We start from the raw sequence: 25,321 nt of genomic DNA, 5'->3' as shown, positions 1-25,321 counted from the left end.
TGCCCTTGCAGCGAAGCTGAAAGGCAGGCCGCGACATGACCAGAATCGAGAGGGGTGCGGGCTTTGGCGGCCTGCTGGTGCGTATTCTGGCGGTGCTGCTGATCCTGATCGGATTGGTGCTGGCGATCGGGGGCGGCTGGCTGATCTCGCTGGGCGGCTCGTTCTACTACCTGCTGGCCGGGCTCGGCCTGATCGCCTCGGGCGCCATGCTGTGGCGGCTGAACGTCCTCGGGGCGTGGATCTACGTCGGGGTCTTCGTCCTCACCGTCCTGTGGGCGCTCTGGGAGGTCGGGCTGAACGGCTGGGCCCTGGTGCCGCGCGTGGTCGCGCCGGCCGTGTTGCTGGCCCTTGTGATCGCCAGCCTGGCGGTGGTGGGCGGCCGGCGCGGGGGGCGTATGGCCCTGGCCGGGGCCGCGGTCTTCGTGCTCGGCGCCGTGGTCGCCGGCGTGGTGGTGGCGCAGGCCAACCGGCCGATGCGGCCGGCCGCCATGCAGACCATCGCCGTCGCGGCCATGTCGGAGCCGTCCCTGCGGGACGTGGGGGCCGACTGGCCCGCCTGGGGCGGGACCTACAGCGCCCGTCGCTTTTCACCGCTCACCCAGATCAACCGGGACAATGTCGGCCGGTTGCAGCGGGCGTGGACCTTCCGCACGGGCGACATCCCCGAGAAGAAATGGGGTGCTGAAACCACGCCGCTGAAGATCGGCGACACCGTCTACCTGTGCACGGCCATGAGCAAGCTGATCGCGCTCGACGCCCGCACCGGCCGCGAGCGCTGGCGCTACGATCCGGGGGTGTCCGAGGAGTGGATTCCCTACACCGCCGCCTGCCGGGGCGTGGCCTATTACGACACGAGCGCCGCCGCTGTGCAGTCAGCCGCTCCGTCGGCGGTCCCCGGCGCCGCCGCCGCGGCCGCACAACCTCGACCGGCGCCGATCCCCGTGGCCCCCCCGGCCGCCTGCGCCACCCGGATCATCGCGGGCACGCTCGACGGCCGGCTGATCGCGGTCGACGCCCGCACCGGCCGGCCCTGCGCCGATTTCGGGGTCGGCGGCGCTGTCGACATCAAGGTCGGCATGGGCCCGGTCATACCCGGCATGGTCTCGATCACCTCGGCCCCGACCATCGTGCGCGGCGTGGTGGTCACGGGCCACCAGGTGCTGGACGGCCAGTACAACGAGGCCCCCTCGGGCGTAATCCAGGGCTACGACGCCGTCACCGGCGAACTGCGCTGGGCCTGGGACATGGCTCGGCCTGACCTGACCGGCCGGCCAGGGGAAGGGGACGCCTACACGCGCGGCACGCCGAATATGTGGACCACGGCCTCGGGGGACGAGCAGCTGGGGCTGGTCTATCTGCCGATGGGCAACTCGGCGGCCGACTACTACAGCGCCGATCGCTCCGAGGCCGAGAACCGCTACGCCACCTCGCTGGTTGCGCTGGACGTGACCACGGGCCGCCCGGTCTGGTCGTTCCAGACGGTGCACAAGGACGTCTGGGACTACGACCTCGGCTCGCAGGCGACGCTGATGGACTATCCGGCCGGCGGCGGGGTTGTCCCGGCCCTGGTCCTGCCCAGCAAGCAGGGCGACCTCTACATCCTCGACCGGCGCACCGGCCGTCCGCTGACTCCGGTGGAGGAGCGGCGCGTGCCCCAGGGCGGGGTCGAACCCCGCGAGCGCGCGGCGACGCAGCCGCATTCCCTGTTCCACACGCTTCGCCCGGACGCCGACCTCACCGAGCGCGACATGTGGGGCATGTCCCCGATCGACCAGCTGGCGTGTCGCATAGGCTTCCGCCAGGCGGCATACGACGGCTTCTACACGCCGCCGACCAGCGACCGCCGCTGGATCCAGTATCCGGGCTACAACGGCGGCTCCGACTGGGGCGGGGTGGCGGTCGATCCGCGGCGCGGCTGGATCATCGCCAACTACAACGACATGCCCAACTACAACCGGCTGGTGCCGCGCGAGGAGGCCAACGAGAAGGGCTGGTTCCCGCGCGGCGACCCGCGGCTGACGAAGCAGACGCCGGAGTCGCGCGGCGGCGCTCCGGAGGGGGCCGAGGGCGCCGGCGATCCTCAATGGGGCGTACCCTACGCCATCGACGTCAACGCCGGCTGGCGGATGAAGTCGACCGGCATGCTGTGCAAGCAGCCCCCCTACGGCGGCATCCGCGCCATCGACATCCGCACCGGCCGCACCGTCTGGGACCGGCCGCTGGGCACGGCGCGGAAGAACGGCCCGTTCGGCATTCCGTCGATGCTGCCGCTCGACATCGGCACGCCCAACAACGGCGGCTCGGTGGTCACCGCCGGCGGCCTGATCTTCATCGCCGCCGCCACCGACGACCTGATCCGGGCCATCGACATCGAGACCGGCGAGACGGTGTGGTCCGACGTCCTGCCGGCCGGCGGCCAGGCCGCGCCGATGGTCTATGAGCAGGACGGGCGGCAGTATCTGGTCATCGTGGCGGGCGGGCACCACTTCATGGAAACGCCCGCTGGAGACTATGTGATCGCCTACGCCCTGCCGGAGCGATGAGCCCCGGCGCCCCGGCGATCTGGGCGCCGTACTGCGGCCCCGGTCCGGGGCCGGCCGAGTGGCTGGCCCGCTGGAACCTCGACCCCGTGCTGGGCGCCGCGCTGGCCGTGGGCGTCGCGCTCGTCCTGTGGCGGCGGTCGGGCGGAGAGCGGGCGGCCGGCGTCGCCGCGGCCGGTGTGCTGGCGGTGATCTTCGTGTCGCCACTGTGCGCGCTCAGCTCGGCCCTGTTCACAGCGCGGACCGTGCATCACGTCCTGCTGGTGGCGGCGGCGGCGCCCCTGCTAGCCGCGACCCTGCCCCGTCTGCGGACCGGACCGCTGGCGCTGGCGACCTTCGCCCAGGCGGCGGTGTTCTGGGCCTGGCACGCGCCGGCGGCCTACGGCTGGGCCCTGTCGAACGGCGCGGCCTACTGGTCGATGCAGCTCAGCCTGCTCGGGACCGCCGTGTGGTTCTGGGCCGGCGTCCGGAGGGCTTCGGCCCCCGGCGCGGTCGCCGCCCTGCTGCTGGCCATGGTGGCCATGGGTCTGCTGGGCGCCTTGCTGACCTTCACCGGCCAGCCCGTATACGCCCCGCATTACCTGACTACGGCCGCCTGGGGGTTGAGCCCGCTCGAGGACCAGCAGGCCGCCGGGCTGATCATGTGGGCCCCGGCGGCGGCGGTCTATCTGGCCGCCGCCCTGCTGGTGCTCGGACGCTGGATCGGTCCCGACGCCCGCCCGAGCCCCGCATGATCGACCGGCTGATCGTCAGCGTCCTCGAATGGGCCGCGGGCCACCACGACGAGGGCCGCTACTCGCCCGTGGCCATCGTCTTCCACTGGACCATGGCCGTGCTGGTGATCTTCCAGCTGATCTGGGGTTGGTGGATGGGGCGGCTGCCGGTGGGCGGCGACAAGGTGGCGGCGCACGACCTCCACTACCTCATCGGCGTGTTGATGCTGGTGCTGGCCATGGGCCGGGGCCTGTGGCGCACCCTGGCGCCCGGACCGATCAACGACGCCGACAAGCCCGGCTGGGAAAGCATGGCGGCGCACGTGACCCACTATGTCTTCTACACCTGCCTCTTCGGCCTGCCGCTGACCGGCTGGGCGATGATCTCGGCGACGGCGCGGGAGCAGCAGCTGTCGCTGGTCGGCTTCATACCGTGGCCGCTGATGCCTTTCGGCGACCTGGGTCTCGTTCAGCGCTGGCAGGTCGAGGCGCTCGCCGAATGGATGCACTGGGGCCTCGTGGCGACCCTGCTCGCCCTGATCCCGATCCACGTCGGGGCGGCGCTGAAGCACCATTTCATCGATCGGGACGACGTATTCCACGGTATGCTGCCGGTCGTGCCGCAGCTGCCGCGGCGGCGGACGCGCTGGCAGCGTCGCTGGCTGGCGGCGGAGCAGTGGGTGCGCGCTCGAGCCAGGCGGCTATGGCCCGCATCTCGGCGTCGGTCAGTCCCGCGACCGCATCGGCCATGACTCCGCGCGGATCGTTGCGCCGCCCGGCCCGCTTCCAGCGGCGCAGTTGGTCGAGGGTGTAGGCGGCGGGCTGGCCGGCGATGGCGGGGCCGCCGGCGCCGCGACCCCGCCCGTCAGGACCGTGGCAGGCGACGCAGGCGGTCACGCCTCGACCGGGTGCGCCGGTCCCATAGATGCCCGGCGGCGCGAGCGGCGGGCCCTTCGCCGGCGGCGCCGGCAGGGCGGCGTACCAGGCCGCCACCGCGCGCCGGTCGCCGTCGTCCAGCCATCGGGCGATCGGCCCCATGACCTCGTCGGCCCGGGTTCCGTCGGCATAGTCCCCGAGCTGCTTCTGCAGATAGCCTGCGTCCATCCCCGCCAGGCGCGGCGTGCTGACCCCGTCTCCGGCGCCGTCGAGGCCATGGCAGCTGAAACAGGCGTTGGCCGGTCCGCCCTCGCCGCCGCTCATCGCGATGATCCGGCCGTCGGCCGTGAAGGCCTCGACCGACCGCTCGTCGACCTTCGAGCAGGCCGCGAGGGCGGTCGCGAGCACGAGGAGGGCGGGAAGCGGGCGCACGCCGGACCAACACCAGCCGACCTTTGCGGTTCCGGCAGGAACCGTGACGCTGAGCACGGGTTTGATCCCCGAAAGGGGCAGGATGGCTGACCGGTTCAAGCGCCATGACGACGATGCTGCGATGGGCGCCGCTGGCGGCCGCCTTTCTGTCCGCCTGTGGGGATCAGAGCCCGCCGCCGCGCCCTGTCGCGGGGGCGGACCCCGCCCGCGGCCTGGAGGTGGTCGAGCGGGTCGGCTGCGCGGCCTGCCACGCCATCCCCGGGGTCGAATGGCCCGAAGGGCGGGCGGGGCCTTCGCTCAAGGGCTTCGGGGCCAGTCCGATGATCGCCGGCCGGTTTCCGAACCAGCCGGATGTCCTGACGGCCTGGCTGGTCGACGCCCCGGCGCTGTCGCCGGAGACCGGCATGCCGCCCATGCCGATCAGCGAGGCCGAAGCGCGCGACGTCGCGGCCTGGCTCTATACGCTCGATGACCGCTGACCGTACGGTGGAGGGGACCGCGGGTTGGCCGCCGCCGGCGCTGGACCCGGCCGGACCCTTCGCGGGGCCGCTTGAGGTGCTGGCCTGGGTGCTGTTCGCCATGGGCGCCGTGGTGCTGCTGGTGGTGCTGGTGGCGCTGGGACTGGCGCTGTTCGGGCCCCGCCGCTGGCGGACCAGTCTTGGCGGCGAGCGGCTGGTGTGGATCGGCGGACTGGCGTTTCCGGTGGTCGTTCTCAGCGCCCTGCTCGTCTACGGCCTTGGCCTGACCTCTCACCTGACGCAGGAGCCGGCGGCCGGCGAGATGCGGGTGCGGGTCACCGGCGAGATGTGGTGGTGGCGGGTCGCCTACCTGGACGCCGCCGGACGCGAGGTGCTGCAGGACGCCAACGAGATCCACATCCCGGCGGGCCGGCCGGTGGTGCTGGAACTCGACTCGGCCGACGTGATCCACAGCCTCTGGATCCCCCGGCTGGGCGGCAAGGTCGACATGATCCCCGGCCGCCGCAACCTGATGCGGGTGCAGGCCGACGCCCCCGGCGCCTATGGCGGCCAGTGCGCCGAATACTGCGGCGGTCCGCACGCCCTGATGGGGCTTGTCGTCGTGGCGCATGAGCCGTCGGAGTTCGAGGGGTGGCGGGCGCGGCGGGCGGCCCCTGCCGCCGCCGCCACCTCGACCCATCCGGGCATGGCGGTGTTCGACCGCGCCGGCTGCGGGGCCTGCCATGCCGTCTCGGGGACCGCCTTCAACGGCCTGGCCGGGCCGGACCTCAGCCATGTCGGTTCGCGCCGCACCCTGGGGGCAGGCATCCTGCCCAACAACCAGGGAACCATCGCCGGCTGGATTTCCGACAGCCAGGCGATCAAGCCGGGCAACCGCATGCCGGCCTATCCGGTGCTGACCGGCCAGGAGCTGCGCGACGTCTCGGCCTGGCTCGAGAGCCTGAAGTGAAGAGCGAGACCGGCTTCGACCCGGCGCTCTACGACCGGTTCCCGACCGCCGGCGAGCGGCCGGAGGGGGAGCTGGAGGCGCTTGAGGAGGTCTGGTGCGGTCCGAAGGGCTGGCAGTGGATCACCGCCATCAACAACAATTTCGTCGGCGTCTACTACGTCGGCGCGGCCATGCTGTTCTTCGTGCTCGCGGGCGTCCTGGCCGTGCTGATGCGCACCCAGCTGGCCGTGCCGATGAGCGGATTCCTTCCACAGGAGACCTACAACCAGTTCTTCACCGTCCACGGCACGACGATGATGTTCCTGTTCGCCGTGCCGGCCGTCGAGGCCTTGGGGGTGCTGCTGCTGCCGCAGATGCTGGGGGCGCGCGACCTGCCGTTCCCGAGGCTCAGCGCCTACGCCTTCTGGGCCTATCTGATCGGGGGCCTGGCCTTCTTCGCCTCCCTGTTCTTCGGTCTCGCGCCGAACGGCGGCTGGTTCATGTACCCGCCGCTGACGTCGACGGCGTGGTCGCCGGGGATCAACGCCGACTTCTGGCTGCTCGGCATCGGCTTCATAGAGATTTCGGCGATCGCCGGGGCCATCGAGATCATCGTCGGCGTGCTGCGCACCCGCGCCCCCGGCATGACCCTGGACAAGCTGCCGATCTTCGCCTGGGCCATGCTGATCTTCGCCGGGATGATCATCATCGCCTTCCCGTCGATCATCCTCTCGACGCTGCTGCTGGAACTGGAGCGGGCGCTGGGCTGGCCGTTCTTCGATCCGCTCAAGGGTGGCGATCCGCTGCTGTGGCAACATCTGTTCTGGTTCTTCGGCCACCCCGAGGTCTACATCATCTTCCTGCCGGCGGCGGGCGCCATGTCGACCATCATCCCGGCCATGGCGAGGACGCCGCTGGTCGGCTATCGGCTCGTAGTGCTGGCCATGCTGGCGACGGGGTTCATCAGCTTCGGCGTGTGGGCCCACCACATGTTCACCACCGGCATGCCGACCATCTCGACCAGCTTCTTCTCGGCGGCCTCGATGGCGGTGTCGTTGCCGGCGGGCGTGCAGGTCTTCGCCTGGATCGCCACCATCGCGGCCGGCCGGATGCGGTTCAGCACGCCCGGCCTGTTCGTCGTCGGCGGGCTGGTGATCTTCGTCATGGGCGGCCTGACCGGGGTGATGGTGGCCATGGTCCCGTTCGACTGGCAGGCCCACGACAGCTACTTCATCGTCGCCCACCTGCACTATGTGCTGATCGGCGGCATGGTCTTCCCGATGTTCGCGGCCATCTACTACTGGCTGCCGATGACCTCGAGCCGGCCGCTGTCCGAGCGGCTCGGCAAATGGGTGTTCTGGCTGATGTTCGCCGGCATGCATCTGACCTTCCTGCCCATGCACCTGACCGGGCTGATGGGCATGCCGCGCAGGGTCTACACCTACCTGCCGGATCGCGGCTGGGAGTGGCCCAACCTCATCTCGACCCTCGGGTCCTTCCTGTTCGCGGCGGCGGTGCTGATCTGGATCATCGACATGATCCGCAACTTCCGCCCGTTCGGCGGGCGCGACGCCGGCAATGTCTTCGACGGCCCCGGGCTGGAGTGGCTGCCCACCGGTCTCTACTCCGTACGCTCGATTCCCGTGGTGAAGAGCCTGTACCCGCTGTGGGACCAGAAGGGGCTGGCGCGCGACGTGGAGGCCGGCCGCTACTTCCTGCCCAACACCGCGACCGGCGAGCGCGAGACCATCGTCACCTCGACCCTCAACGCCGAGCCGCAGTATCTGCAGCGCATGCCGCGGCCCTCGGCCTGGCACGTCTGGGCGGCGGTGTTCACGGCGGCCTTCTTCCTGCTGCTGACGGTCAAGGCCTACTGGCCGGCGGCGATCAGCGGCGTGCTGGGCGTCTATTGCATCCTGCAATGGTGCTGGTTCCTCGACCGGCCGCTCGAGCAAGTCGCGGTGGATATCGGCGCCGGCGTCACCGTGCCGACCTACGCCGCCGGACCGTCCAGCCACGGCTGGTGGGCCATGATCGTCACCCTGGTGGTGGCGGGCATGGTCCTGCTGCTGACGGGCTTCAGCTACGTCTTCCTGTGGAGCCGGAATCCGGCTGACTGGGCCCCGCCGCCCGGGATATTGTCGATGGCCTGGGCGGTGGCGGGGAACGCCGCGGCCGCCCTGCTGGCGTGGCTGGCGTGCCGGTCGCTGAGGCTGGCCCGCCCGCGCGCGGCCGTCCTCGCAGCCGTGATGATGGTCGCCGCGGCGGGCCTCGTCGTCGGCGCCTGGTGGATTGATCTCGACGCCTGGCGGGCCACCGGCCTGCGCCCCGAGGCCAATGCGCAGGGGGCGACCGTCTACGCCTTTCTGTCCTGGCAGGGACTGTTCGCCGCCGTGGTCGCCCTGATGGGCCCTTACGCGCTGCTGCGCTGGCTGGCCGGGCACGCGCGCGCCGACCGGCCTGCGACCTATGACCTGATCGCCCTGTTCATCGTCTTCTCGGCCGGGCAGGGGGTGTTCGCCACCCTGCTGACCCGGTTGTTCCCCGGGGGCTGAGCCATGCTGCGCTGGGTCTGGATGCTGGGCGGGCTGATCGTCTGGGCCCTGCACTTCATGGGCGTCTACGGCATCGCCAGCCTCGCCGATGTGGTCAGCCGCGCCGACGATCCGCCGTGGCGGATGGCGGGGCTGGCGTTCAGCGCCGCCTGCGTTCTGGCGGCGCTGGTCCTCGCCGGGTCTGCGGCGCGCAGTCTCCGTCGGAGGCGCGATCCGTCGGCCCGTTTCGGCGATCAGCTTGCCGTGCTCGGGGCGGGCGTAGCGACGCTGGCCATTGTCTGGCAGGCCCTGCCCACCGTCATCGGCTACTGACGGTCGGGCCGGGCCGGAATCTCCAGCCCGCGCTGCACCGCCGGACGGGCGAGGCCGCGTTCCAGCCAGGCCGGGACGTTCTTCAGCCTGTCGAACCCGACCAGCTCCCGCGCCTCGTAGAAGCCGATCAGGTTGCGCACCCATCCCAGCATCGAGATGTCGGCGATGGAGTAGTCGTCCATCACCCAGTCACGGCCCTCCAGCCGGCCGTCGAGTACGCCGAGAACCCGACTGGATTCCGTCGCGTAGCGCTCCAGCGGCCGCTTGTCCTCGATGGCCTTGCCGGCGAATTTGTGGAAATAGCCGACCTGTCCGAAGATCGGCCCCATGCCGCCCATCTGGAACATGACCCACTGCAGGGTCTCATAGCGCCTCGCCGGATCGGCGGGCAGGAACTGGCCGGTCTTCTCGGCCAGATAGAACAGGATGGCGCCGGACTCGAACAGGGCCAGCGGCTTTCCGTCCGGCCCCTCCGGATCGATGATGGCGGGTATCTTGCCGTTCGGGTTCAGCGACAGGAATTCCGGCTCCCAGGTCTCGTTCTTGCCGATGTCGACGAAGTGCGGCTCATAGGGCAGGCCGGTCTCCTCCAGCATGATCGAGACCTTCACCCCGTTCGGCGTGTTCAGCGAATACAGCTGCAGCCGGTCCGGATGCCGCGCCGGCCAGCGCCCGGTGATCGGGAAGGCGGAGAGGTCGGTCATGGAGAAGCTCCTGCTGCGGTCCGGACGGATGTAGGCAGGGCGGGCTCAACCGCAACCGTGATGGTGGCGCATTCGTGCATCGTTTTTGGGGCCGGCGGCCGGTCCCTGTCTGGACCCGGCCCGCCCGTCCGGGCAATGGAGGCGCATGACTTTTCCGACCCCGTCCCCCGCCGACTGGAAGGCGCTCGCCGAAAAGGCGCTGAAAGACCGGCCCCTCGAAAGCCTGCTGCATCTCGACGCCGACCAACTTCTGGTTCGGCCGCTCTACGCCGCCGCCACGGGGGTCGAGCCCCTGTTCGCGCCGCGGCCCACCGAGGCCGAGGGCCGGCCCTGGGACCTGCGCACCCTCGTCGAGGGCGACGATCCGTCGACGGTCAATGCGGCGGTGCTGGCCGATCTCGAGGGCGGGGCTGCGTCGGTGGTGCTGAAGGGCGCCGTGCTGCAGGATTCGGCGCCCCTGACGGCGGCGCTCGATGGCGTGGCGCTGGAGCTGGCGGCGGTCGCCCTCGACGCGGGGCTGGCCGGGCCAGAGGCGGCCAACGCACTGGCCGTCGCCGCCAAGGGCTCGCCCCGCGCCAGGCTGATGTTCCACATGGACCCCGTCTCGGCCTGCGCGGAGGCCGGCGCCGCGCCGCGGTCGATCGAAGAGCATCTGACCCTCGCCGCCAACACCGCCGCGCGGCACGCCGGGGCCTATCCCGAGGCGAGCTTCTTCCTCGCCTCCGGCCGGGTCGTGCATGAGGCGGGCGGCTCCATCGGCCAGGAGCTGGCCTTCGCCGCCGCCAACGCCGTCGCCCTGGTCAGGGCGGCCGTCGACGCCGGCATGACGGCGGAGCAGGCGCTTCGCGGGACGGTTCTCGGCCTCGCCGTCGACCAGGAGTATTTCGACAGCCTCGCCAAGGTCCGCGCCCTGCGCCTGATCTGGCGTTCGCTCAGCCGCGCCTTCGGGGCGGAGACGCCCGCGATCATCGAGGCGCGGTCCTCGCGGCGGATGCTGTCGGCGCGCGACCCGTGGCCCAATCTGCTGCGGCTGACGGCGGCGGGCTTCGCCGGGGCGGTCGGCGGCGCCGACGCCGTGGTGCTGGACGGCTTCTCGCGCGCGAGCGGCCGCCCCGACGCCTTCGCCCGGCGGCAGGCGCGCAACACCCAGCTGGTCCTGATGGAGGAGGCCCACCTCGGCCGCGTCGACGATCCGGGGGCGGGCTCATGGTTCCTCGACCAGCGCACCCGGGATCTGGCCGAGGCCGGATGGGCCGAGTTCCGGAAGATCGAGGCCGAGGGCGGCGTGGTCGAGGCCCTGCGCGGCCATGTCATCCAGCCGCGCGTGGCCCGCGCCCGCCAGGCGCTGGAGGCCGTGCTGGCGAACGGCGCGGTGCAGATGGTCGGCGTGACCAAATTCGTCGACGCCGATCCCCGCCCGGCTCCCGTCGAACCGGACCGCCCCGACGCTCCCCAGACCGGCGGCGACGCCTGCGAGCCCCTGACCCCGATCCGCCTCGCCGCGCCCTTCGAAGCGAAGGAGGCCGGCCAATGAGCGCCCCGGACTTCAGCAAGGTCGACCTGGACCTGACGCCGACCGGCGTCGGACCGGGCCGGGAGCCGTGGAAGACGCCGGAGGGGCTGACGGTCGCCCCCGCCTACGGCGCCTCGGCGCTGGACGGTCTCGACTTCATCCACGGCCTGCCCGGGATCGCGCCCTATCACCGCGGCCCCTATCCGACGATGTATGCGTCGAACCCGTGGACCATCCGCCAGTACGCCGGCTTCTCCACGGCCGAGGCCTCCAACGCCTTCTACCGCCGCAACCTCGCGGCGGGGCAGAAGGGGCTGTCGATCGCCTTCGATCTCGCCACCCACCGCGGCTACGACAGCGACCATCCGCGGGTGAAGGGCGACGTCGGCATGGCCGGGGTGGCGATCGATTCCATCTACGACATGCGCACCCTGTTCGACGGCATCCCGCTCGACCAGATGAGCGTGTCGATGACCATGAACGGCGCCGTCCTGCCTGTGCTGGCCCTCTACATCGTCGCGGCGGAAGAACAGGGCGTGGCCCACAGCGCCCTGACCGGGACCATCCAGAACGACATCCTCAAGGAGTTCATGGTCCGCAACACCTACATCTACCCCCCGGCGCCGAGCATGCGGATCATCTCGGACATCTTCGCCTGGACGGCCGAGCACGCGCCGAAATTCAACTCCATCTCGATCAGCGGCTACCACATGCAGGAGGCCGGGGCCTCGGCCGATCTGGAGCTGGCCTACACCCTCGCCGACGGCGTCGAATATATGAAGGCCGGGGTCGAGGCCGGCATGCCGATCGACCGGTTCGCCCCGCGCCTGAGCTTCTTCTGGGCCATCGGCATGAACTATTTCATGGAGGTGGCCAAGCTGCGCGCCGGCCGTCTGCTGTGGGCCGAGGCGGTGTCGAAATTCGGCGCGAAGGACCCGCGCTCCCTCTCCCTTCGGGCCCACTGCCAGACCTCCGGCTGGTCGCTGGCGGCGCAGGACGTCTTCAACAACGTCAGTCGAACCATGGTCGAGGCCATGGCGGCGGCGGGCGGCCAGACCCAGAGCCTGCACACCAACAGCCTCGACGAGGCCCTCGCCCTGCCGACCGACTTCTCCGCCCGTATCGCCCGCAACACCCAGCTGCTTCTGCAGATGGAGACCGGCCTCACCAAGGTCATCGACCCGTGGGGCGGCAGCTTCTACGTCGAACGCCTGACCCACGAACTGGCCGAAAAGGCCCGCGCCCACATGGCCGAGGTCGAGGCCCTGGGCGGCATGGCCAAGGCCATCGAGGCCGGGGTGCCCAAGCTGCGGATCGAGGAATCGGCGGCCAGGACCCAGGCCCGCATCGACACCGGCCAGCAGACGGTGGTGGGGGTGAACAAATACCTTGCCGACCACGTCGACGACATCCCGGTGCTCAAGGTCGACAACGCCGCCGTCCTGGCCTCCCAGCTCGACAAGCTGAAGCGCCTCCGCGCCGAACGCGACGAGGCGAAGACGCAGGCTGCGCTGGAGGCGTTGACCAACGGTGCGCGCGGCAACGCCAACCTGCTGCAGCTGTCGGTCGAGGCGGCCCGGGCCTGCGCCACCGTCGGTGAGATCTCCGATGCGCTGGAGGCCGCCTTCGGCCGCCACGTGGCCACGGTCAAGACCGTCTCCGGCGTCTATGCGAAGGAGGCCGGCGACGATCCGAAGATCGCCCGCGCCCGCGGCATGGTCGCCGCCTTCGTCGAGAACGACGGCGGGCCGCCGCGCATCCTGATCGCCAAGCTGGGTCAGGACGGCCACGACCGGGGCCAGAAGGTCATCGCCACCGCCTATGGAGACCTCGGCTTCGAGGCGACCGCCGGCTCGCTGTTCCAGACCCCGGCCGAGGCGGCGAAGGAGGCGGTCGAGCGCGGCGTCCATGCCGTGGGGGCGTCATCGCTGGCCGCCGGACACCTGACCCTCGTGCCCGAGCTGAAGGCCGAGCTGGAGAAGCTGGGCCGACCGGACATCATGATCGTGGTCGGCGGCGTCATCCCGCCATCGGACGTCCAGACGCTCATCGACATGGGCGCCGCCGCCGTCTACCCGCCCGGCTCGGTCATCGCCGACACCGCCATCGACCTGATCGAGAAGCTGAACCAGCGCCTCGGCTACGCCCAGAAGGCCTGATCAGGGCCTCTGGGCGCTTGGCAGGGCCGCGACCTCGTCGTCCGTCAGGACGCGATCGATCCGCGCGCGGCAGGTGCTGACCGGCGACGTCGACCCCGGCAGGGTGATCCGCGCCCAGTCGCCGGTGCAGACGCGGCCGCCCGCGAGCCCGGGTCCGTCCGCCGTGATCGCCAGCCGCTGGGCGAAGTCGAGGTCGGTGCAGCCCCCGGCCGTGTTCAGCTCGAAGACGTCGTTGCTGTTGGCGCGAACGTAGAGCTTGCCGGGGCCGCCCTGGCGGAAGTTCCGCACGTTCTGGGGCGTGAAGCACTGGCGCTCCAGCCGGGAGTCGGCGCGGTCTTCGGGTCCGCCCATGCCGTCGACGGGGGCGCAGGACGCGGTCAGAACGGCCAGGGCCGCGGCGGCGGACGAAATCAGACGGGTCATGATCGATCTCCGGGCCGGCCATGGTGAAGACCGGCTCAGCGTTAACCGTCCATCTCCGGTGAAGGTTGCGCAAGGGGGGCGGCCTTCACGAATCGCTTCGGCTCCACGCGGGCCGAGAGCGCCGCGGGCAGGGGTGACGGCGTCCCCACGGCGAGGGCCGCGACATGCTCGGCCAGCAATGGTGCGACGCAGAAGCCGCGCGAGCCGAGGCCGGTCAGCACGAACAGGCCCGGCGCCGCCTCCCCCGAAAGGGGCAGCCGGTCCGGCGTCGTGGCGCGGATGGCCGTACGGCTGCCCAGGTTGCCGGCCTTCGCGATCCTTTCCGCGAGGCGCGGCAGGCGGGCGGCGAGGGTTTCCAGGTTGCGGGCGGTGCAGGCCGCGTCCGAGCGGACCGCCGTTTCATCCCGTTCGTGGGTGGCCCCGAACAGCAGGCCGTCTGGCGTCGGCGTCGCATAGCCGCCCCACGCGGTCGCGGGACCGGTGATCCCCTCCACCCAGTCCGCCTGTCCGCGCACGGCGGACAGCGGCAGGTCGGGCCGTAGCGCCGCCGCGCCCCAACCGGCCGCGATCACCACCACGCCGGCCTCCAGGATCGTCGCGCCGGCCTGATCGAGCAGCCGCCAGCCGGCTGCACAGGGTTCGAGGCCGGCCACGCTCGCGGTCACGGGATGGGCTTGGGCCAGCCAAGCCTCGAGAACCGGGGCGGCGTGGAGGACGAGGGCGTCGCGCATGAACAGGCCGCCCGTGTCCACCGGTTCATCCAGTCGTTCGGCGCAGGCCGACGCGGGCAGCGGAGTCATCGCCCCCTCCGGCCAGATGTCCTGAGCGGCCACCTTGGCGAAGCGGCCGGCGTCGCGCGCCGTCTGTTCCAGTTGCAGCACGCCGTCCGCCAGGATCGCGCCGGGAACCGCCGCGTAGAGGGCCCGTGCGCGGGAGAGAGCCTGGGCGTGCAGGGCCGCGATGGCGGCGTCGCCCGCGTCCAGCCGGGGCGTGACCAGGGATGAGGGAAAGCCGGAGGCGCCGGCTCCCCGCGCCTCCGCCTCGACGACCGTGCATTCGAGACCGAGGGCGGCGAAGGCGCGCGCCACGGCGGCGCCCGCTATGCCGGCGCCGATGACCGCGACCGGCCGCGCCGGTTCATCCGCACCGGAAGCCGGCAGGCGCGCTTCCAGCCGCTCGCGCTTGCGACCGTGGCCGGGGCGTTTCTCGACGGTGAAGCCCCGCTCCGCCAAGCCCCGCCGGACCGACCCGGCCACTGTGAAGGTCCCGACCCGCGCGCCCGGGGCGGACCGGGCCGCGACGCCGTCCAGCACGGCCTCCGACCACATGCCGGGGTTGGTCGAGGGCGCGAAGCCATCGAGGAACCACGCATCGGCGCGACCCGACCATTGCGACAATGCCCAGGCGGCCTCACCGACCGCGAGATCCAGCGTGGCTCTGAAGCCCGGCAGGTCCACACGGTGAAAGCCCGGCGTCGGGGCCGGCCAGGCTTCGAGCAGGGCGCAGGCGGCATTCCCGATCTCCGGCCAGACGCCGAGGGCGCGGGCCGCCTCGTCACGGCTGAGTGGATAACCCTCGACGGAGAAGATGTGCAGCCGCCCGTCCGGCGGCCCCTCCCGCCGCCACAGGTCCAGCAGGGCGGCGATGTTCAATCCGGTGCCGAAGCCGAGCTCGCCCACGGTGAACCGGCGCCGGCCGCGCCAGGCTTCCGGCAGGCCGCAACCGGCGAGGAAGACCGCGCGGCTCTCGGCCAGCCCGTCCTCGCGCGAGAAATAGACGTCATCGAACCGGCCCGAACGCGGCGCGCCCTCCTCGGTCCAGAGCAGTCGGGGTGAACGGTCGTCGGTCATGGCCGAGGCCGTAGCCGTGGAACAGGGCAACGAAAAGGGGCCGCCCATGCGGACGGCCCCTGATCGGCGTTCCGGTCGCTGGACCGGATCAGTGAGCCTCGACGGGCGCGGCCTGCGGCGCGGCGGCCGGCTCGGCCTGGGCCGTCTCCGAAGCGGCGGCGGCGTCGGCGGCGGCCTTGGCGTCGGCGGCGGCCTGGTCCTGGGTCACCGTTACGGCGGCCTCGTCGGCGATGCCCGAGGCTTCGACGGCTTCGGTCGAGGCTTCCGGGGCCTTCTCTTCGGCCTTGTTGCAGGCGGCCAGCGTCAGGGCGGCGGCCGAGGCGGCGATCAGGGCGACGATGCGCATGGGGAGATCCTTCGTGCGAGCGGACGACAGCGTCCCGAACATTGAGATACCGACGGCCACGGTCGGGCCGCAAGTGAATTTGGCGCAAGCTGTGCGGCCCGCCTTCCGCGCAACGAAAAAGGGTCGCCCGCGAGGGCGACCCTTTCCCGAACGGACCCGGAGGTCCGCTACGTCTCAGATATTACTGAGCCGGGGCAGCCGGGGTCTCGGCGGCCGGAGCTTCGGCGGCCGGGGTCGCGGCGGCGTCGGCGGCCGGAGCGGTCGCGTCGGCGGCCGGGGCCATCGCAGCGTCAGCAGCCGGGGCTTCGACGGTGGCTTCGGCGGCCGGAGCTTCTTCGGTCTTCTCGGCGGGTTGGCAGGCGGCCAGGGCCAGAGCGGCGGCCGAAGCGGCGATCAGAGCAACGATGCGCATGTGATTTCTTCCTTCAGAAGGGTCATACGAGGTCATGAATCCTCGCAGGTCCGAGATAACGGCTTCGTGACCGGATACGCAAGCGAAATTCTCACGCATTCGTGAACTGCTGTCATCCGACAGCAAAAAGGGGACCGCGAACGGTCCCCTTTCCGGATACGTCGGGGCTCGTGGCCTACATCGCCGGCGGCGAGGAAGTGGCCGGCGAGGTCGAGCCATTGGGCTCCGGCGGCAGGGTCGGCGGCGTCTGGCCGGGTTGGGTGGTCGTGCCGTCGGGATTGGTCGTTCCGGTCGTGTCCGGGGTTCCCATCGTCCCGGTCGATCCATCCGGAGCCATCGCTCCATCCGTCGCCGGCGCGGTGGTCGAGGCGTCCGTTCCGGTGGCCGCGGCGTCTTCGGCCGTCTTGTCCTCGGCGGGCGTACAGGCGGCCAGCGCCAGCGCTCCCACGGCGGCGGCGGTGATGATCATCAGCTTCATGCGTGTTCCTCCGAACGATCGTCCGGGCGAAACAGCCGCCCGCTCCCACGATCGGTCCTGCCGGTAACCGGCCACGCAGGCGCCTGTTCCCGCGACCGTGATCCTTGGTGAGAGCTCGTGATGGCGCCGTTATCCGGTGGGGCCGGCGAGCGATCTGGCGGTCAGGCGTCGGCGGGCGCGCCCTGCAGCGACTCTTCCATCTCGAGGAAGGACGGCTGGGCCGACGAGGGGATGTCGCCACGGCCGATCTCGACTGAAATCTGCGCCGCGTTGCCGTGCAGGTGGGCGACCAGCACCGACTGGATGATCTTGTAGAAGGCCGACTCCTCGTCGACGATCGCCTTCAGCCGCGAAGCGATCGGACCGACCAGACCATAGGCCAGGAAGACGCCGAGGAAGGTCCCGACCAGCGCCCCGCCGATCATGCCGCCGAGGATTTCCGGCGGCTCGGTGATCGAGCCCATGGTCTTGATGACGCCCAGCACCGCGGCGACGATGCCGAGGGCAGGCAGGGCGTCGGCCAGGGCGGTCAGGGCGTGGGGCGCGTTCAGCGCCTCGTGGTGGTGCTTCTCCAGCTGCTTCTCCATGGCGTCCTCGATCTGGTGCGGATCCTCGAGGTTCATGGTCATCATGCGCAGGGTGTCGCAGATGAAGTCGGTGGCGAAATGGTCCTTCAGCACCTTGGGATACTTCTGGAAGATGGTGCTCTCGGCGGGCTTCTCGATGTGGCTTTCGAGGGCGATGACGCCCTTGGACTTCATCGTCTTGGTCAGCTGGAACAGCAGCGACAGCAGGTCCTTGTAGTCCTGCTTCTTCCACTTGGGCCCGGCGAAGGCCCTGGCCAGGCCGCCAAGCGTGGCCTTCATGGTGGTCGTGCTGTTGGAGATCAGGAAGGCCGCAAGGCCGGCGCCGCCGATCGCCATCATCTCGTGAGGGAGGGCGTGGAGGATCACCTCGAACTTGCCGCCTGAAATGATGTAGCTGCCGAACACGAGGCCGAACAGCAGCACGATGCCGATAATCTGGAACATGGAGGGGCGGTCGGTCCTGCGCGCGAGAGACGCCGACCATGGCCGTTAATCATTAAGGGGCGGTTGCGAGCCCTACAGCCGGGTCTCGCCGCTCAGGATCGCCTGCCGGGCCGCTTCGCTCAGCTTGGTGTAGCCGCTCTTGCCGCCGCGCACATAGATCGGCCCGTCGACCTTGTCGGGGTCGAAGCCGTCGGCGACCAGGTCCATCTTGCGATACTTGAAGGTGCCGGTGGTGTCGGCGGACTTGATGATGCGCAGGAAGGCCGGGCGGGCGTAGACCGGCAGTTCCTGATCGACCCAGTCGGCGAAGGCGCGGGCGCTGAAGCGGCCGTCGATCACCAGGGCGACCATGCCCGCCTTGCCCTCGTGCCCCGGCACCGGCACGCCGTAGGCGATGACCTCCTTGACGCCGGGCCCGTCCGCCAGCCGCTGCTCGACCTCCGCCGTGGAGACGTTCTCGCCCTTCCAGCGGTAGGTGTCGCCGATCCGGTCGATGAAATAGACGTAGCCCTCCGAGTCCTGCTTCATCAGGTCGCCCGTGCGGAACCAGCGGTCCCCGCGCACGAAGACGTCGCGCAGGATCTTGCGGTCCGAGGCGGCCTTGTCGGCATAGCCGGAGAAGGCGTGGCGGGTGTCGTCCCCGATTCGGCCGATGGCCTCCCCGACTTCGCCCGCCCTGGCCAGCTGGCACAGGCCGTCCGGCCCCCGCACCGGCTCCTCGGTGTCGATGTCGAAGCGCACGAGCCTGAAATTGATCTGCTTCTTCAGGAAGCCCGGGGCGCGGCCGATGGCTCCCGGCTTGCCGTCGAAATTGAACAGCGAGACGTTGCCCTCGGTCGAGCCGTAGAACTCAAGAATCTCCGGCACGGCGAAGCGCTTCTGGAAGTCGCTCCAGACATCGGGCCGCAGGCCGTTGCCGAAGGCGAGCCGCAGCTTGTGCGCCCGCTCGTCGGGGCTCTCCGGGCAGTTGACCAGATAGCGGCACAGCTCGCCGATATAGACGAACAGGGTCGCGCCCGAGGCCTTCGCGTCCGGCCAGAAGTTGGACGCCGAGAAGCGCTTGCGCAGCACCAGCCGGCCGCCGTTCAGCAGGGCGGGGCCGATGCCCACGAGGCCGCCTGTGGAATGGTAGAGCGGCAGGACATTCAAAGTGACGTCCCTGTCCGTCGCCGCCGTCGCCCCGGCGAAGGCGCGCATATAGGTGCGGGCGCGGGCGTGGGTGACCTTTGCCGCCTTGGGCAGGCCCGTGGTGCCCGAGGTGTAGATGTACAGGGCGGTGTCGCGGTTGGTCAGGCCCGAGCGCACGGACCGGGCCGGACGTACGGACGATCCGCCGCGGACCGGCTTGTCGAGGCCGCGGCGTTCGTCGGCCTCGTCCTCATCGGCGAGTCCCAGGACCCACAGCATCAGGTTACGGCCGGCGAGGGGGCGGGCGTCCTCGACCTTGCGCCAGGAGTCGACGTCGGTGACCACCTGGGAGGCGTTGGAGATCGACAGGCAGTGGGCCAGGGCGTGGCCGGTCAGATTGGTGTTGATCAGGGCCGTCGCGACCCCGACCTTGGAGAACCCGAGCCAGGCCGCGATATATTCCGCCCGGTTCAGCATCAGCAGGGCGATGGTGTCGCCGCGCTTCAGCCGCCGGCTCTGGGCCCAGTGGCCGAACCGGTTGGCCATGGCGTCCAGCTCGCGATAGGTCAGCGTCAGCCGGTCATCCTGGATGGCCACGTGGTCGGGGAACCGGTCGACCGCCTGTTCCCAGTCGTCACAGACCAGGTCGGGGCTGTCGAGTTCGATCGGCTTGATGCGCTTGAGCAGTCGGCGCAGGCCCTTCGCGAACCGCATGTCGCGCCGGATGTTCGCCACCAACCCCATAGTCCCATCCACTCCGTCGCAAGACGCCGCTGCTGACGGTGATGAACAAGCCGCGTGTCCCGGTCAACCGGCGGGGGAATCCTCAGCGGCTTTGGGCGGCGCTGAACGCCGGTTTGCCGCCGGGCGTGGCGCCGAAGCGCCGGTTCCGCTGCGTCAAGCCGGGTCGGGCGGTGACCGGGGTAGGGGGCGCATCTCAAGAATCCCGTCGTCAATCGAAGAGTAATTCTGCGCCACAAAACTGAACGTGAGCAGGCGAAACTGTGGCCGCAACAGTGTTTCTTCGAGGCGTGGCCGTTTCGGCGGAACCGTGGTCTCTCGTAATGGTTCCTTGATCCTCGATTTGGAGGAACACAGATGTCTGTAACCTATCCCCATGATCGGCCTGCCTTGCAGGGCGACGCTCTGGAGCGCCCGCGCGAGGAACCGTTCGTTCCCGTCTATGCCCGTAACCGCCGGACCACTCGGAGCCGCAAGGGCGGGGTCAAGACCTGGATGATCCTGGCCCCGGTCGGCGTACTGGTTCTGGGCGCCGGCGCGGCGGCGATGATGATGGGCGGCGGCGATGAGGTCGCGCCCGCTCCGCTGGCCGAGCCCGCCGCCACCGCCCCCGTGCTTCCGGCCCAGCCGCTCGCCTCAACGGCCGCGCCTGTCGAATCCGCCCCCGCCGCCCCGGTCATCGAGGCCGCTCCCGCTCCCGCCCCGGCGGTTCGCCGGGCGGCGCCGGCCGCCGTCCGCCGTTCGACCGCTCCGGCCCGGGCCGCCACGGCCACGCCGGCTCCGGCTCCGGCGCCCCGCGTCGCGGTCCCGGCCGAACCGGCGGCGCCGCAGCCCTACACGGCGAACCTGAACACGGCCCCGACTTCGGCGCCGGCGCAGCCGCCCGTGATCGTGATCCAGCCGGCCGACTGAGTCGGGCGCCCGGACATGGAGCCCCGGCGGAGCGATCCGCCGGGGCTTTTCGTCGGGGATCAGACGGGCGAAACCCGCCAGATGACGTTGCCCACGTCGTCGGCCACCAGCAGGCCCCCCCGCGCGTCGAACTGGACGCCGACCGGCCGGCCCATGGCCTGGTCGTTCTCGTTGATGAAGCCGGTCAGGATGTCTTCGGGAGGGCCCGCCGGCGCGCCGCCTGTGAAGGGCACGAAGATGACGCGGTAGCCGTTGCGCGGCCGGCGGTTCCAGGAGCCGTGCTGTCCCACAAAAGCGCCGCCGCGATACCGGACCGGGAACAGACTTCCTTCCCCGAACGTCAATCCGAGCGAGGCGGTGTGGGCCCCCAGGGCGTAATCCGGCCTGAGCGCGCGGCCCACCATCGCCGGATTGGGCGGCTCGACCCGCGCGTCGACGATCTGGCCATAATAGCTCCAGGGCCAGCCGTAGAAGCCGCCCGGCGTGACCGACGTCATATAGTCGGGCACGAGGTCGTGGCCGAGTTCGTCGCGCTCGTTGACCGCGACCCAGAGCCGCCCGCTGTCCGGCTGCCAGGCCAGGCCGACCGGATTGCGCAGCCCCGAGGCGAAGACGCGGCGCGTTCCCGTGGCCGGATCGATCTCGAGAATGGCCGCCCGGTCGACCTCCTCGTCCAGCCCGTTCTCGCCGACGTTGGAGTTGGAGCCGACGCCGACATACAGCCTCGATCCGTCCGGGCTGGCGACGAGGCTCTTGGTCCAGTGATGGTTCCGGCCGGCCGGCAGGTCGGCGATCTTTCGGCCGGCGGCGGCGATGCGCGTCTGGCCGGCCTGGTAGGGGAAGGCGACGATGGCGTCCGCATTGGCGACGTAGAGGGTGTCGCCGACCAGAGCCATGCCGAACGGCGACACCAGGTTCTGCAGGAAGGCGGTCCTGGTTTCCGCGACTCCGTCTCCGTCGGCGTCCCTGAGCAGGGTGATCCGGTTGGCGCTGGGAACCCGGGCGCCGGCCTTCTTCATGAACAGGCCCTGGAAGAACCCGCGCAGCCCGCCCTTCTTGTCCTCCGGCTTGGGCGGGGCATTGGTCTCGGCCACCAGGACGTCGCCGTTGGGCAGTCGATACAGCCAGCGGGGATGGTCCAGGCCGGCCGCGAAGGCCTGCACCCGAAAGCCGGGCGCCGGGACGGGCGTCCGGCCGTCAGGCCAGCCCACCGCTTCGGCCACATTGACGACCGGGATCAACGATCGTTGCGGGTCGGGAAGGGTCGGATCGGGCCCGAAGCCCGCCGCGGGGTCGAGCGCGGCTCCGCCGTCGCAGGCGGAAACGCCGAGGAGCAGGGCGGCGGCGATGAGGGGGACGAGGCGAGGCATGACGATCTCCAGGGCGACAGGCGCCAGGATCAGAACGCGGGAAACTCGAGCCGGGTGACATCGTACCCCAATGCCTCCGCACGGGCGACGAGCGCCCGACGTTCCGCCTCGTCCGGAACCTCGCGAGTGAAGATCCATAGCTTGTCGAACGTCGGATCGGCCGAGATGTACCAGCTGTAGTCCTCGGCGTGGTCGAGAATCCAGTAGTCCCACGTCACGAGCCCGCTGAGGTACCGTACCCTCAGCTTCGCATTGAAGCCTGGGTCCAGAATGTCGGCCCGGGCGCTGAGCGACTTCTCCGGCCCCTGTGGCGTGCCCGACTGGCAGGTATCCCGGACGTTCACGCGGGTGGCGCCCACCACCGTGTAGTTCGTAGCCCCGGCGACGCAGCCGTCCGTGATCCGGAGCGGCAGGCGTGCGATCTCGAGCCAGCGGCCGGTGTAGAACCGTTCCAGGTCGACCGCCCGCGCCGGCGCCGGTGCGCGGTGCTCACTGGGTCGCGGGGCGGTGACGCAGGCCGTCAGGCTCAATCCAAGGGCGACGATCAGGGCCTTGCTCAGGGTCGGCATGGTTCAGCTCCCGCGTGATAAACAGGCGATACGACGGCAAGGCGTCGCCGGATCAATCACGGCAGGGGCTTGAGCTCTTTCGGCGGGCGGATGCGCCGGAAGCGCGCCTCGATGAAGGAGAAGGCGCCGAAGGCGACAAAGCCGAGTGCGGTCACCGCCAGAACCCAGGGGCCGGCGGGCTGACGTTCGACCGCGTCGAGGGCCGCGCCGAAGCTCGTCACCTCCGACGCCTCGGCATGGAATCCCGCGATCACGACCAGACCGGCGAGCGGCAGATAGGCCAGGCCGCGCGCGACATGTCCCACCCGGGCCAGGGGCGCCACGCGCCGGCACAGGCGTGCGGAGCAGGCGAGATATTCCGTGAAGTCTTCCCGCGCCGCCTTGACGATATTGCTCACTCCGATTGCGAAGATGGTGAGGCCGCCGCCGATCAGCAGCCACTTCCCGAGCGGCAGGTGCAGCACGGTCGAGGCGACGTCCCGGCTTCGCGCCACCCCGTCGGCCGCGACGTCGTCCGGCGCGCCGGCCAGCAGGCCGAAGGCGGCAATGGCCAGGGCGGCGTAGCTGAACGCGCTGAACAGCTGGCTCATCCGCGTGCCAAGGCCGGTCCAGGAGCGGCCTTCGTGGTCGGCGTCGAACACGGACTGCAATATGCGCCACATCACGAAGGCGGCGAGGCCGAGACCGATGAGCAGCGACCACAACCTTCCGAGGGGCCGGGACGCCATCCACGCCAGCGCGCCCTTGGTCCCCACCGCGTCGCCGATCACGTCCATCGCCGCCAGCAGGACCAGGATCCCGACAGACAGATAGACGAAGCCCCGCGCCCCGTAACCGATGCGTGCGGCCCATTCGATCAGCACCTGCAGGCGGGGAACCTTGCGAAGGATGGGAGAGCGCTTTCGTCCGAGGTCGCCCAATCGGGCGAGGCGGGTGCGGACGGAGGCGAGGATGTTGGGCACGGCGACCATAACCCGCTTGGCGAAATATGGCTCCGCTACGAAGGGCGCGGCCTTGAGGTGCGACGGACGGACGCATATCTGCACCCGCTCAGGGAGGGTGTGCATGCAGCCTGTGATCACCATCGAGGGTCTGACCAAGACCTACAAGTCGGGCCTTCAGGCCCTCAAACCCATCAACCTGACCATCCGCAGGGGCGAGATCTTCGCCCTGCTGGGCCCCAACGGCGCGGGCAAGACGACGCTGATCTCGGTGGTCTGCGGCATCGTCACGCCCACCACCGGCAAGATCGTCGCCGACGGCCACGATATCCAGACCGAGTATCGCCAGGCGCGCAGCAAGATCGGCCTGGTGCCGCAGGAGTTGACCACCGACGCCTTCGAGACCGTGATGGCCACGGTCAGCTTCAGCCGCGGCCTGTTCGGCAGGGCGCCCAATCCCGCCCATATCGAGAGCGTGCTGCGCGAGCTGTCGCTCTGGGAGAAGCGCAACGACAAGATCATGACCCTGTCGGGCGGCATGAAGCGCCGGGTGATGATCGCCAAGGCCCTCAGCCACGAGCCCGACATCCTGTTCCTCGACGAGCCGACGGCCGGGGTCGACGTCGAGCTGCGGCGCGACATGTGGAACCTGGTCCGCCGCCTGCGCGAGCAGGGCGTCACCATCATCCTGACCACCCACTACATCGAGGAGGCCGAGGAGATGGCCGACCGGGTGGGCGTGATCCTCAAGGGCGAGCTGATCCTGGTCGAGGAGAAGACCGCCCTGATGAAGAAGCTGGGCAAGAAGACCCTGACCCTGCACCTGCAGGACCCGCTGGAGGCCGTCCCCGCCGGCCTGGCGGAATGGAACGTGACGCTGAAGAACGAGGGCCACGAGCTGGAATACGTCTTCGATTCCAATCTGGAGAAGACGGGCGTGCCGTCCCTGCTGCGCAAGCTCAGCGACTTGGGCATCGCTTTCAAGGACCTGAACACCAGCCAGAGCTCGCTCGAGGACATCTTCGTCAGCCTGGTCCATCGCGACACCGGAGCGGCCGCATGAACAGCCAGTCTTCAATGGCCCTGACCTTCAACGGCTACGGCGTCTGGGCCATCTACAAGTTCGAGATGGCGCGCGCCCTGCGCACCATCTGGCAGAGCATCGTCACGCCGGTGATTACGACGGCGCTGTATTTCGTCGTCTTCGGCTCGGCCATGGGCGGCCAGATGCGCGAGGTCGACGGGGTGCCCTACGGCGCCTTCATCGTGCCGGGCCTGATCATGCTGAGCCTGTTCACCCAGTCGATCTTCAACGCCTCCTTCGGCATCTATTTTCCCAAATTCACCGGGACGATCTACGAACTGCTGTCCGCGCCCGTTTCACCGCTGGAGATCGTCATCGCCTACGTCGGGGCGGCGGCGACCAAGTCGGCGGTTCTCGGGCTGATCATCCTGGCGACAGCGGCCCTGTTCGTGCCCCTGCGGATCCTCCATCCCGTCGAGATGCTCGCCTTCCTGATCCTGGTGTCGACGACGTTCAGCCTGTTCGGCTTCATCATCGGCATCTGGGCCAACGGCTTCGAGCAGTTGCAGATGATCCCCATGCTGGTGGTCACGCCGCTGACCTTCCTCGGCGGCTCCTTCTACCCGATCGACGTGCTGCCGCCGGTCTGGCAGACCGTGTCCCTGTTCAACCCGGTGGTCTATCTGATCTCCGGCTTCCGCTGGACCTTCTACGGCAGCGGCGACGTGGGCATCGGGGTCAGCCTCGCGGCGACCTTCGGCTTCCTGCTGATCTGCCTGACGATCGTCGGCTGGATGTTCCGGACCGGGTATCGCCTCAAGAACTAGCGGCGCGGATCGTCACGAAACGGGCCAGATCGATGCGCACCCTTGTCCAGCCTTCGCG

Annotated in this window: 23 protein-coding genes and 1 pseudogene; 12 read left to right on the top strand and 12 right to left on the bottom strand. The window is 70.2% G+C overall.

Annotation, left to right across the window (positions count from 1 at the left end):
• Positions 1-35: 35 nt before the first annotated feature.
• Genes VEA62_RS10280 through VEA62_RS10270 form a run of 3 tightly spaced genes read left to right on the top strand, consistent with a single transcriptional unit; the run spans position 36 to position 4,005 of the window.
• Entirely contained in the window at positions 36-2,543 is a 2,508-nt protein-coding gene (locus VEA62_RS10280) for a membrane-bound PQQ-dependent dehydrogenase, glucose/quinate/shikimate family (RefSeq protein WP_324821291.1), read from the top strand.
• On the top strand, positions 2,540-3,274 hold the full coding sequence (locus VEA62_RS10275) for a cytochrome c oxidase assembly protein (RefSeq protein WP_324821289.1): 735 nt from the start codon (positions 2,540-2,542) through the stop codon (positions 3,272-3,274). The genes VEA62_RS10280 and VEA62_RS10275 overlap by 4 nt, the downstream gene beginning before the upstream one ends.
• Complete coding sequence (locus tag VEA62_RS10270; protein ID WP_324821287.1) at positions 3,271-4,005, top strand: cytochrome b; 735 nt, start codon at positions 3,271-3,273, stop codon at positions 4,003-4,005. Before VEA62_RS10275 ends, VEA62_RS10270 begins: the two co-directional genes overlap by 4 nt.
• Here VEA62_RS10270 and VEA62_RS10265 read toward each other — a convergent pair.
• Positions 4,001-4,453, bottom strand: a pseudogene (locus VEA62_RS10265) (c-type cytochrome); the annotation flags it as partial. The gene VEA62_RS10270 and the pseudogene VEA62_RS10265 sit on opposite strands and share 5 nt — an antisense overlap.
• 212 nt (positions 4,454-4,665) lie before the next feature.
• On the opposite strand from VEA62_RS10265, the gene VEA62_RS10260 reads away from it, so the two are divergent.
• From VEA62_RS10260 to VEA62_RS10245, 4 genes are read left to right on the top strand one after another with little or no spacing between them, the layout of a single operon-like run.
• Complete coding sequence (locus VEA62_RS10260) at positions 4,666-5,040, top strand: c-type cytochrome (RefSeq protein WP_324821285.1); 375 nt, start codon at positions 4,666-4,668, stop codon at positions 5,038-5,040.
• Positions 5,030-5,989 carry a cytochrome c oxidase subunit II gene (locus VEA62_RS10255; RefSeq protein WP_324821283.1) on the top strand — a complete coding sequence of 320 codons (960 nt, stop codon included), beginning with the start codon at positions 5,030-5,032 and terminating at the stop codon, positions 5,987-5,989. The genes VEA62_RS10260 and VEA62_RS10255 overlap by 11 nt, the downstream gene beginning before the upstream one ends.
• On the top strand, positions 5,986-8,523 hold the full coding sequence (locus VEA62_RS10250) for a cbb3-type cytochrome c oxidase subunit I (RefSeq protein ID WP_324821281.1): 2,538 nt from the start codon (positions 5,986-5,988) through the stop codon (positions 8,521-8,523). The genes VEA62_RS10255 and VEA62_RS10250 overlap by 4 nt, the downstream gene beginning before the upstream one ends.
• 3 nt (positions 8,524-8,526) lie before the next feature.
• Positions 8,527-8,835, top strand: a complete 309-nt coding sequence (locus VEA62_RS10245; RefSeq protein WP_324821279.1) for a hypothetical protein — start codon at positions 8,527-8,529, stop codon at positions 8,833-8,835.
• On the opposite strand, the gene VEA62_RS10240 is transcribed toward VEA62_RS10245, so the two are convergent.
• Positions 8,829-9,539 (bottom strand): glutathione S-transferase N-terminal domain-containing protein, encoded by a 711-nt coding sequence (locus VEA62_RS10240; RefSeq protein ID WP_324821277.1) that lies wholly within the window; start codon positions 9,537-9,539, stop codon positions 8,829-8,831. The genes VEA62_RS10245 and VEA62_RS10240 overlap by 7 nt on opposite strands.
• A gap of 145 nt (positions 9,540-9,684) precedes the next feature.
• On the opposite strand from VEA62_RS10240, the gene VEA62_RS10235 reads away from it, so the two are divergent.
• Both VEA62_RS10235 and scpA read left to right on the top strand, forming a co-directional pair.
• Positions 9,685-11,073, top strand: a complete 1,389-nt coding sequence (locus VEA62_RS10235) for a methylmalonyl-CoA mutase family protein (RefSeq protein ID WP_324821275.1) — start codon at positions 9,685-9,687, stop codon at positions 11,071-11,073.
• Positions 11,070-13,211: a methylmalonyl-CoA mutase gene (gene scpA, locus VEA62_RS10230; RefSeq protein ID WP_324821273.1), complete on the top strand. Its 2,142-nt coding sequence runs from the start codon at positions 11,070-11,072 to the stop codon at positions 13,209-13,211. The genes VEA62_RS10235 and scpA overlap by 4 nt, the downstream gene beginning before the upstream one ends.
• On the opposite strand, the gene VEA62_RS10225 is transcribed toward scpA, so the two are convergent.
• The 7 genes from VEA62_RS10225 to VEA62_RS10195 all read right to left on the bottom strand — a co-directional run bounded on the left by VEA62_RS10225 (position 13,212) and on the right by VEA62_RS10195 (position 19,623).
• Positions 13,212-13,634, bottom strand: a complete 423-nt coding sequence (locus VEA62_RS10225; protein ID WP_324821270.1) for a DUF6491 family protein — start codon at positions 13,632-13,634, stop codon at positions 13,212-13,214. It abuts the gene before it with no gap.
• Between the two features lie 41 nt (positions 13,635-13,675).
• The gene (gene mnmD, locus VEA62_RS10220) at positions 13,676-15,484 is read right to left on the bottom strand and encodes a tRNA (5-methylaminomethyl-2-thiouridine)(34)-methyltransferase MnmD (protein WP_324821268.1); all 1,809 of its coding nucleotides are present in this window, start codon (positions 15,482-15,484) and stop codon (positions 13,676-13,678) included.
• An 88-nt stretch (positions 15,485-15,572) separates the two neighbouring features.
• Positions 15,573-15,830 carry a hypothetical protein gene (locus VEA62_RS10215; protein ID WP_324821266.1) on the bottom strand — a complete coding sequence of 86 codons (258 nt, stop codon included), beginning with the start codon at positions 15,828-15,830 and terminating at the stop codon, positions 15,573-15,575.
• Between the two features lie 181 nt (positions 15,831-16,011).
• Positions 16,012-16,242, bottom strand: coding sequence for a hypothetical protein (locus VEA62_RS10210; protein WP_324821264.1), 231 nt, complete (start codon positions 16,240-16,242; stop codon positions 16,012-16,014).
• A 175-nt stretch (positions 16,243-16,417) separates the two neighbouring features.
• Positions 16,418-16,720 carry a hypothetical protein gene (locus VEA62_RS10205; protein WP_324821262.1) on the bottom strand — a complete coding sequence of 101 codons (303 nt, stop codon included), beginning with the start codon at positions 16,718-16,720 and terminating at the stop codon, positions 16,418-16,420.
• A gap of 161 nt (positions 16,721-16,881) precedes the next feature.
• Positions 16,882-17,751, bottom strand: a complete 870-nt coding sequence (gene motA, locus VEA62_RS10200) for a flagellar motor stator protein MotA (protein ID WP_324821260.1) — start codon at positions 17,749-17,751, stop codon at positions 16,882-16,884.
• A gap of 72 nt (positions 17,752-17,823) precedes the next feature.
• Positions 17,824-19,623, bottom strand: coding sequence for a long-chain-acyl-CoA synthetase (locus VEA62_RS10195; RefSeq protein ID WP_324821258.1), 1,800 nt, complete (start codon positions 19,621-19,623; stop codon positions 17,824-17,826).
• A 354-nt stretch (positions 19,624-19,977) separates the two neighbouring features.
• On the opposite strand from VEA62_RS10195, the gene VEA62_RS10190 reads away from it, so the two are divergent.
• Positions 19,978-20,532, top strand: a complete 555-nt coding sequence (locus VEA62_RS10190) for a hypothetical protein (RefSeq protein WP_324821256.1) — start codon at positions 19,978-19,980, stop codon at positions 20,530-20,532.
• Positions 20,533-20,591: 59 nt separating this feature from the next.
• Here the strand turns inward: VEA62_RS10190 and VEA62_RS10185 are convergent, their stop codons facing one another.
• Genes VEA62_RS10185 through VEA62_RS10175 form a run of 3 tightly spaced genes read right to left on the bottom strand, consistent with a single transcriptional unit; the run spans position 20,592 to position 23,538 of the window.
• The gene (locus VEA62_RS10185) at positions 20,592-21,902 is read right to left on the bottom strand and encodes a sorbosone dehydrogenase family protein (RefSeq protein WP_324821254.1); all 1,311 of its coding nucleotides are present in this window, start codon (positions 21,900-21,902) and stop codon (positions 20,592-20,594) included.
• A 29-nt stretch (positions 21,903-21,931) separates the two neighbouring features.
• Positions 21,932-22,471, bottom strand: coding sequence for a lipocalin family protein (locus VEA62_RS10180; protein ID WP_324821252.1), 540 nt, complete (start codon positions 22,469-22,471; stop codon positions 21,932-21,934).
• A 56-nt stretch (positions 22,472-22,527) separates the two neighbouring features.
• Positions 22,528-23,538 carry a DUF1206 domain-containing protein gene (locus tag VEA62_RS10175; RefSeq protein WP_324821250.1) on the bottom strand — a complete coding sequence of 337 codons (1,011 nt, stop codon included), beginning with the start codon at positions 23,536-23,538 and terminating at the stop codon, positions 22,528-22,530.
• On the opposite strand from VEA62_RS10175, the gene VEA62_RS10170 reads away from it, so the two are divergent.
• Entirely contained in the window at positions 23,537-24,475 is a 939-nt protein-coding gene (locus VEA62_RS10170; protein ID WP_324821248.1) for an ABC transporter ATP-binding protein, read from the top strand. The genes VEA62_RS10175 and VEA62_RS10170 overlap by 2 nt on opposite strands.
• The gene (locus VEA62_RS10165; protein WP_324821246.1) at positions 24,472-25,263 is read left to right on the top strand and encodes an ABC transporter permease; all 792 of its coding nucleotides are present in this window, start codon (positions 24,472-24,474) and stop codon (positions 25,261-25,263) included. Before VEA62_RS10170 ends, VEA62_RS10165 begins: the two co-directional genes overlap by 4 nt.
• Positions 25,264-25,321 lie beyond the last annotated feature (58 nt).

The organism is Brevundimonas sp. (assembly GCF_035627475.1).
Taxonomy (GTDB): Bacteria; Pseudomonadota; Alphaproteobacteria; order Caulobacterales; family Caulobacteraceae; genus Brevundimonas.
Note: the sequence above shows the minus strand (reverse complement) of the source record. Positions and strands in the feature narration are given on the sequence as shown.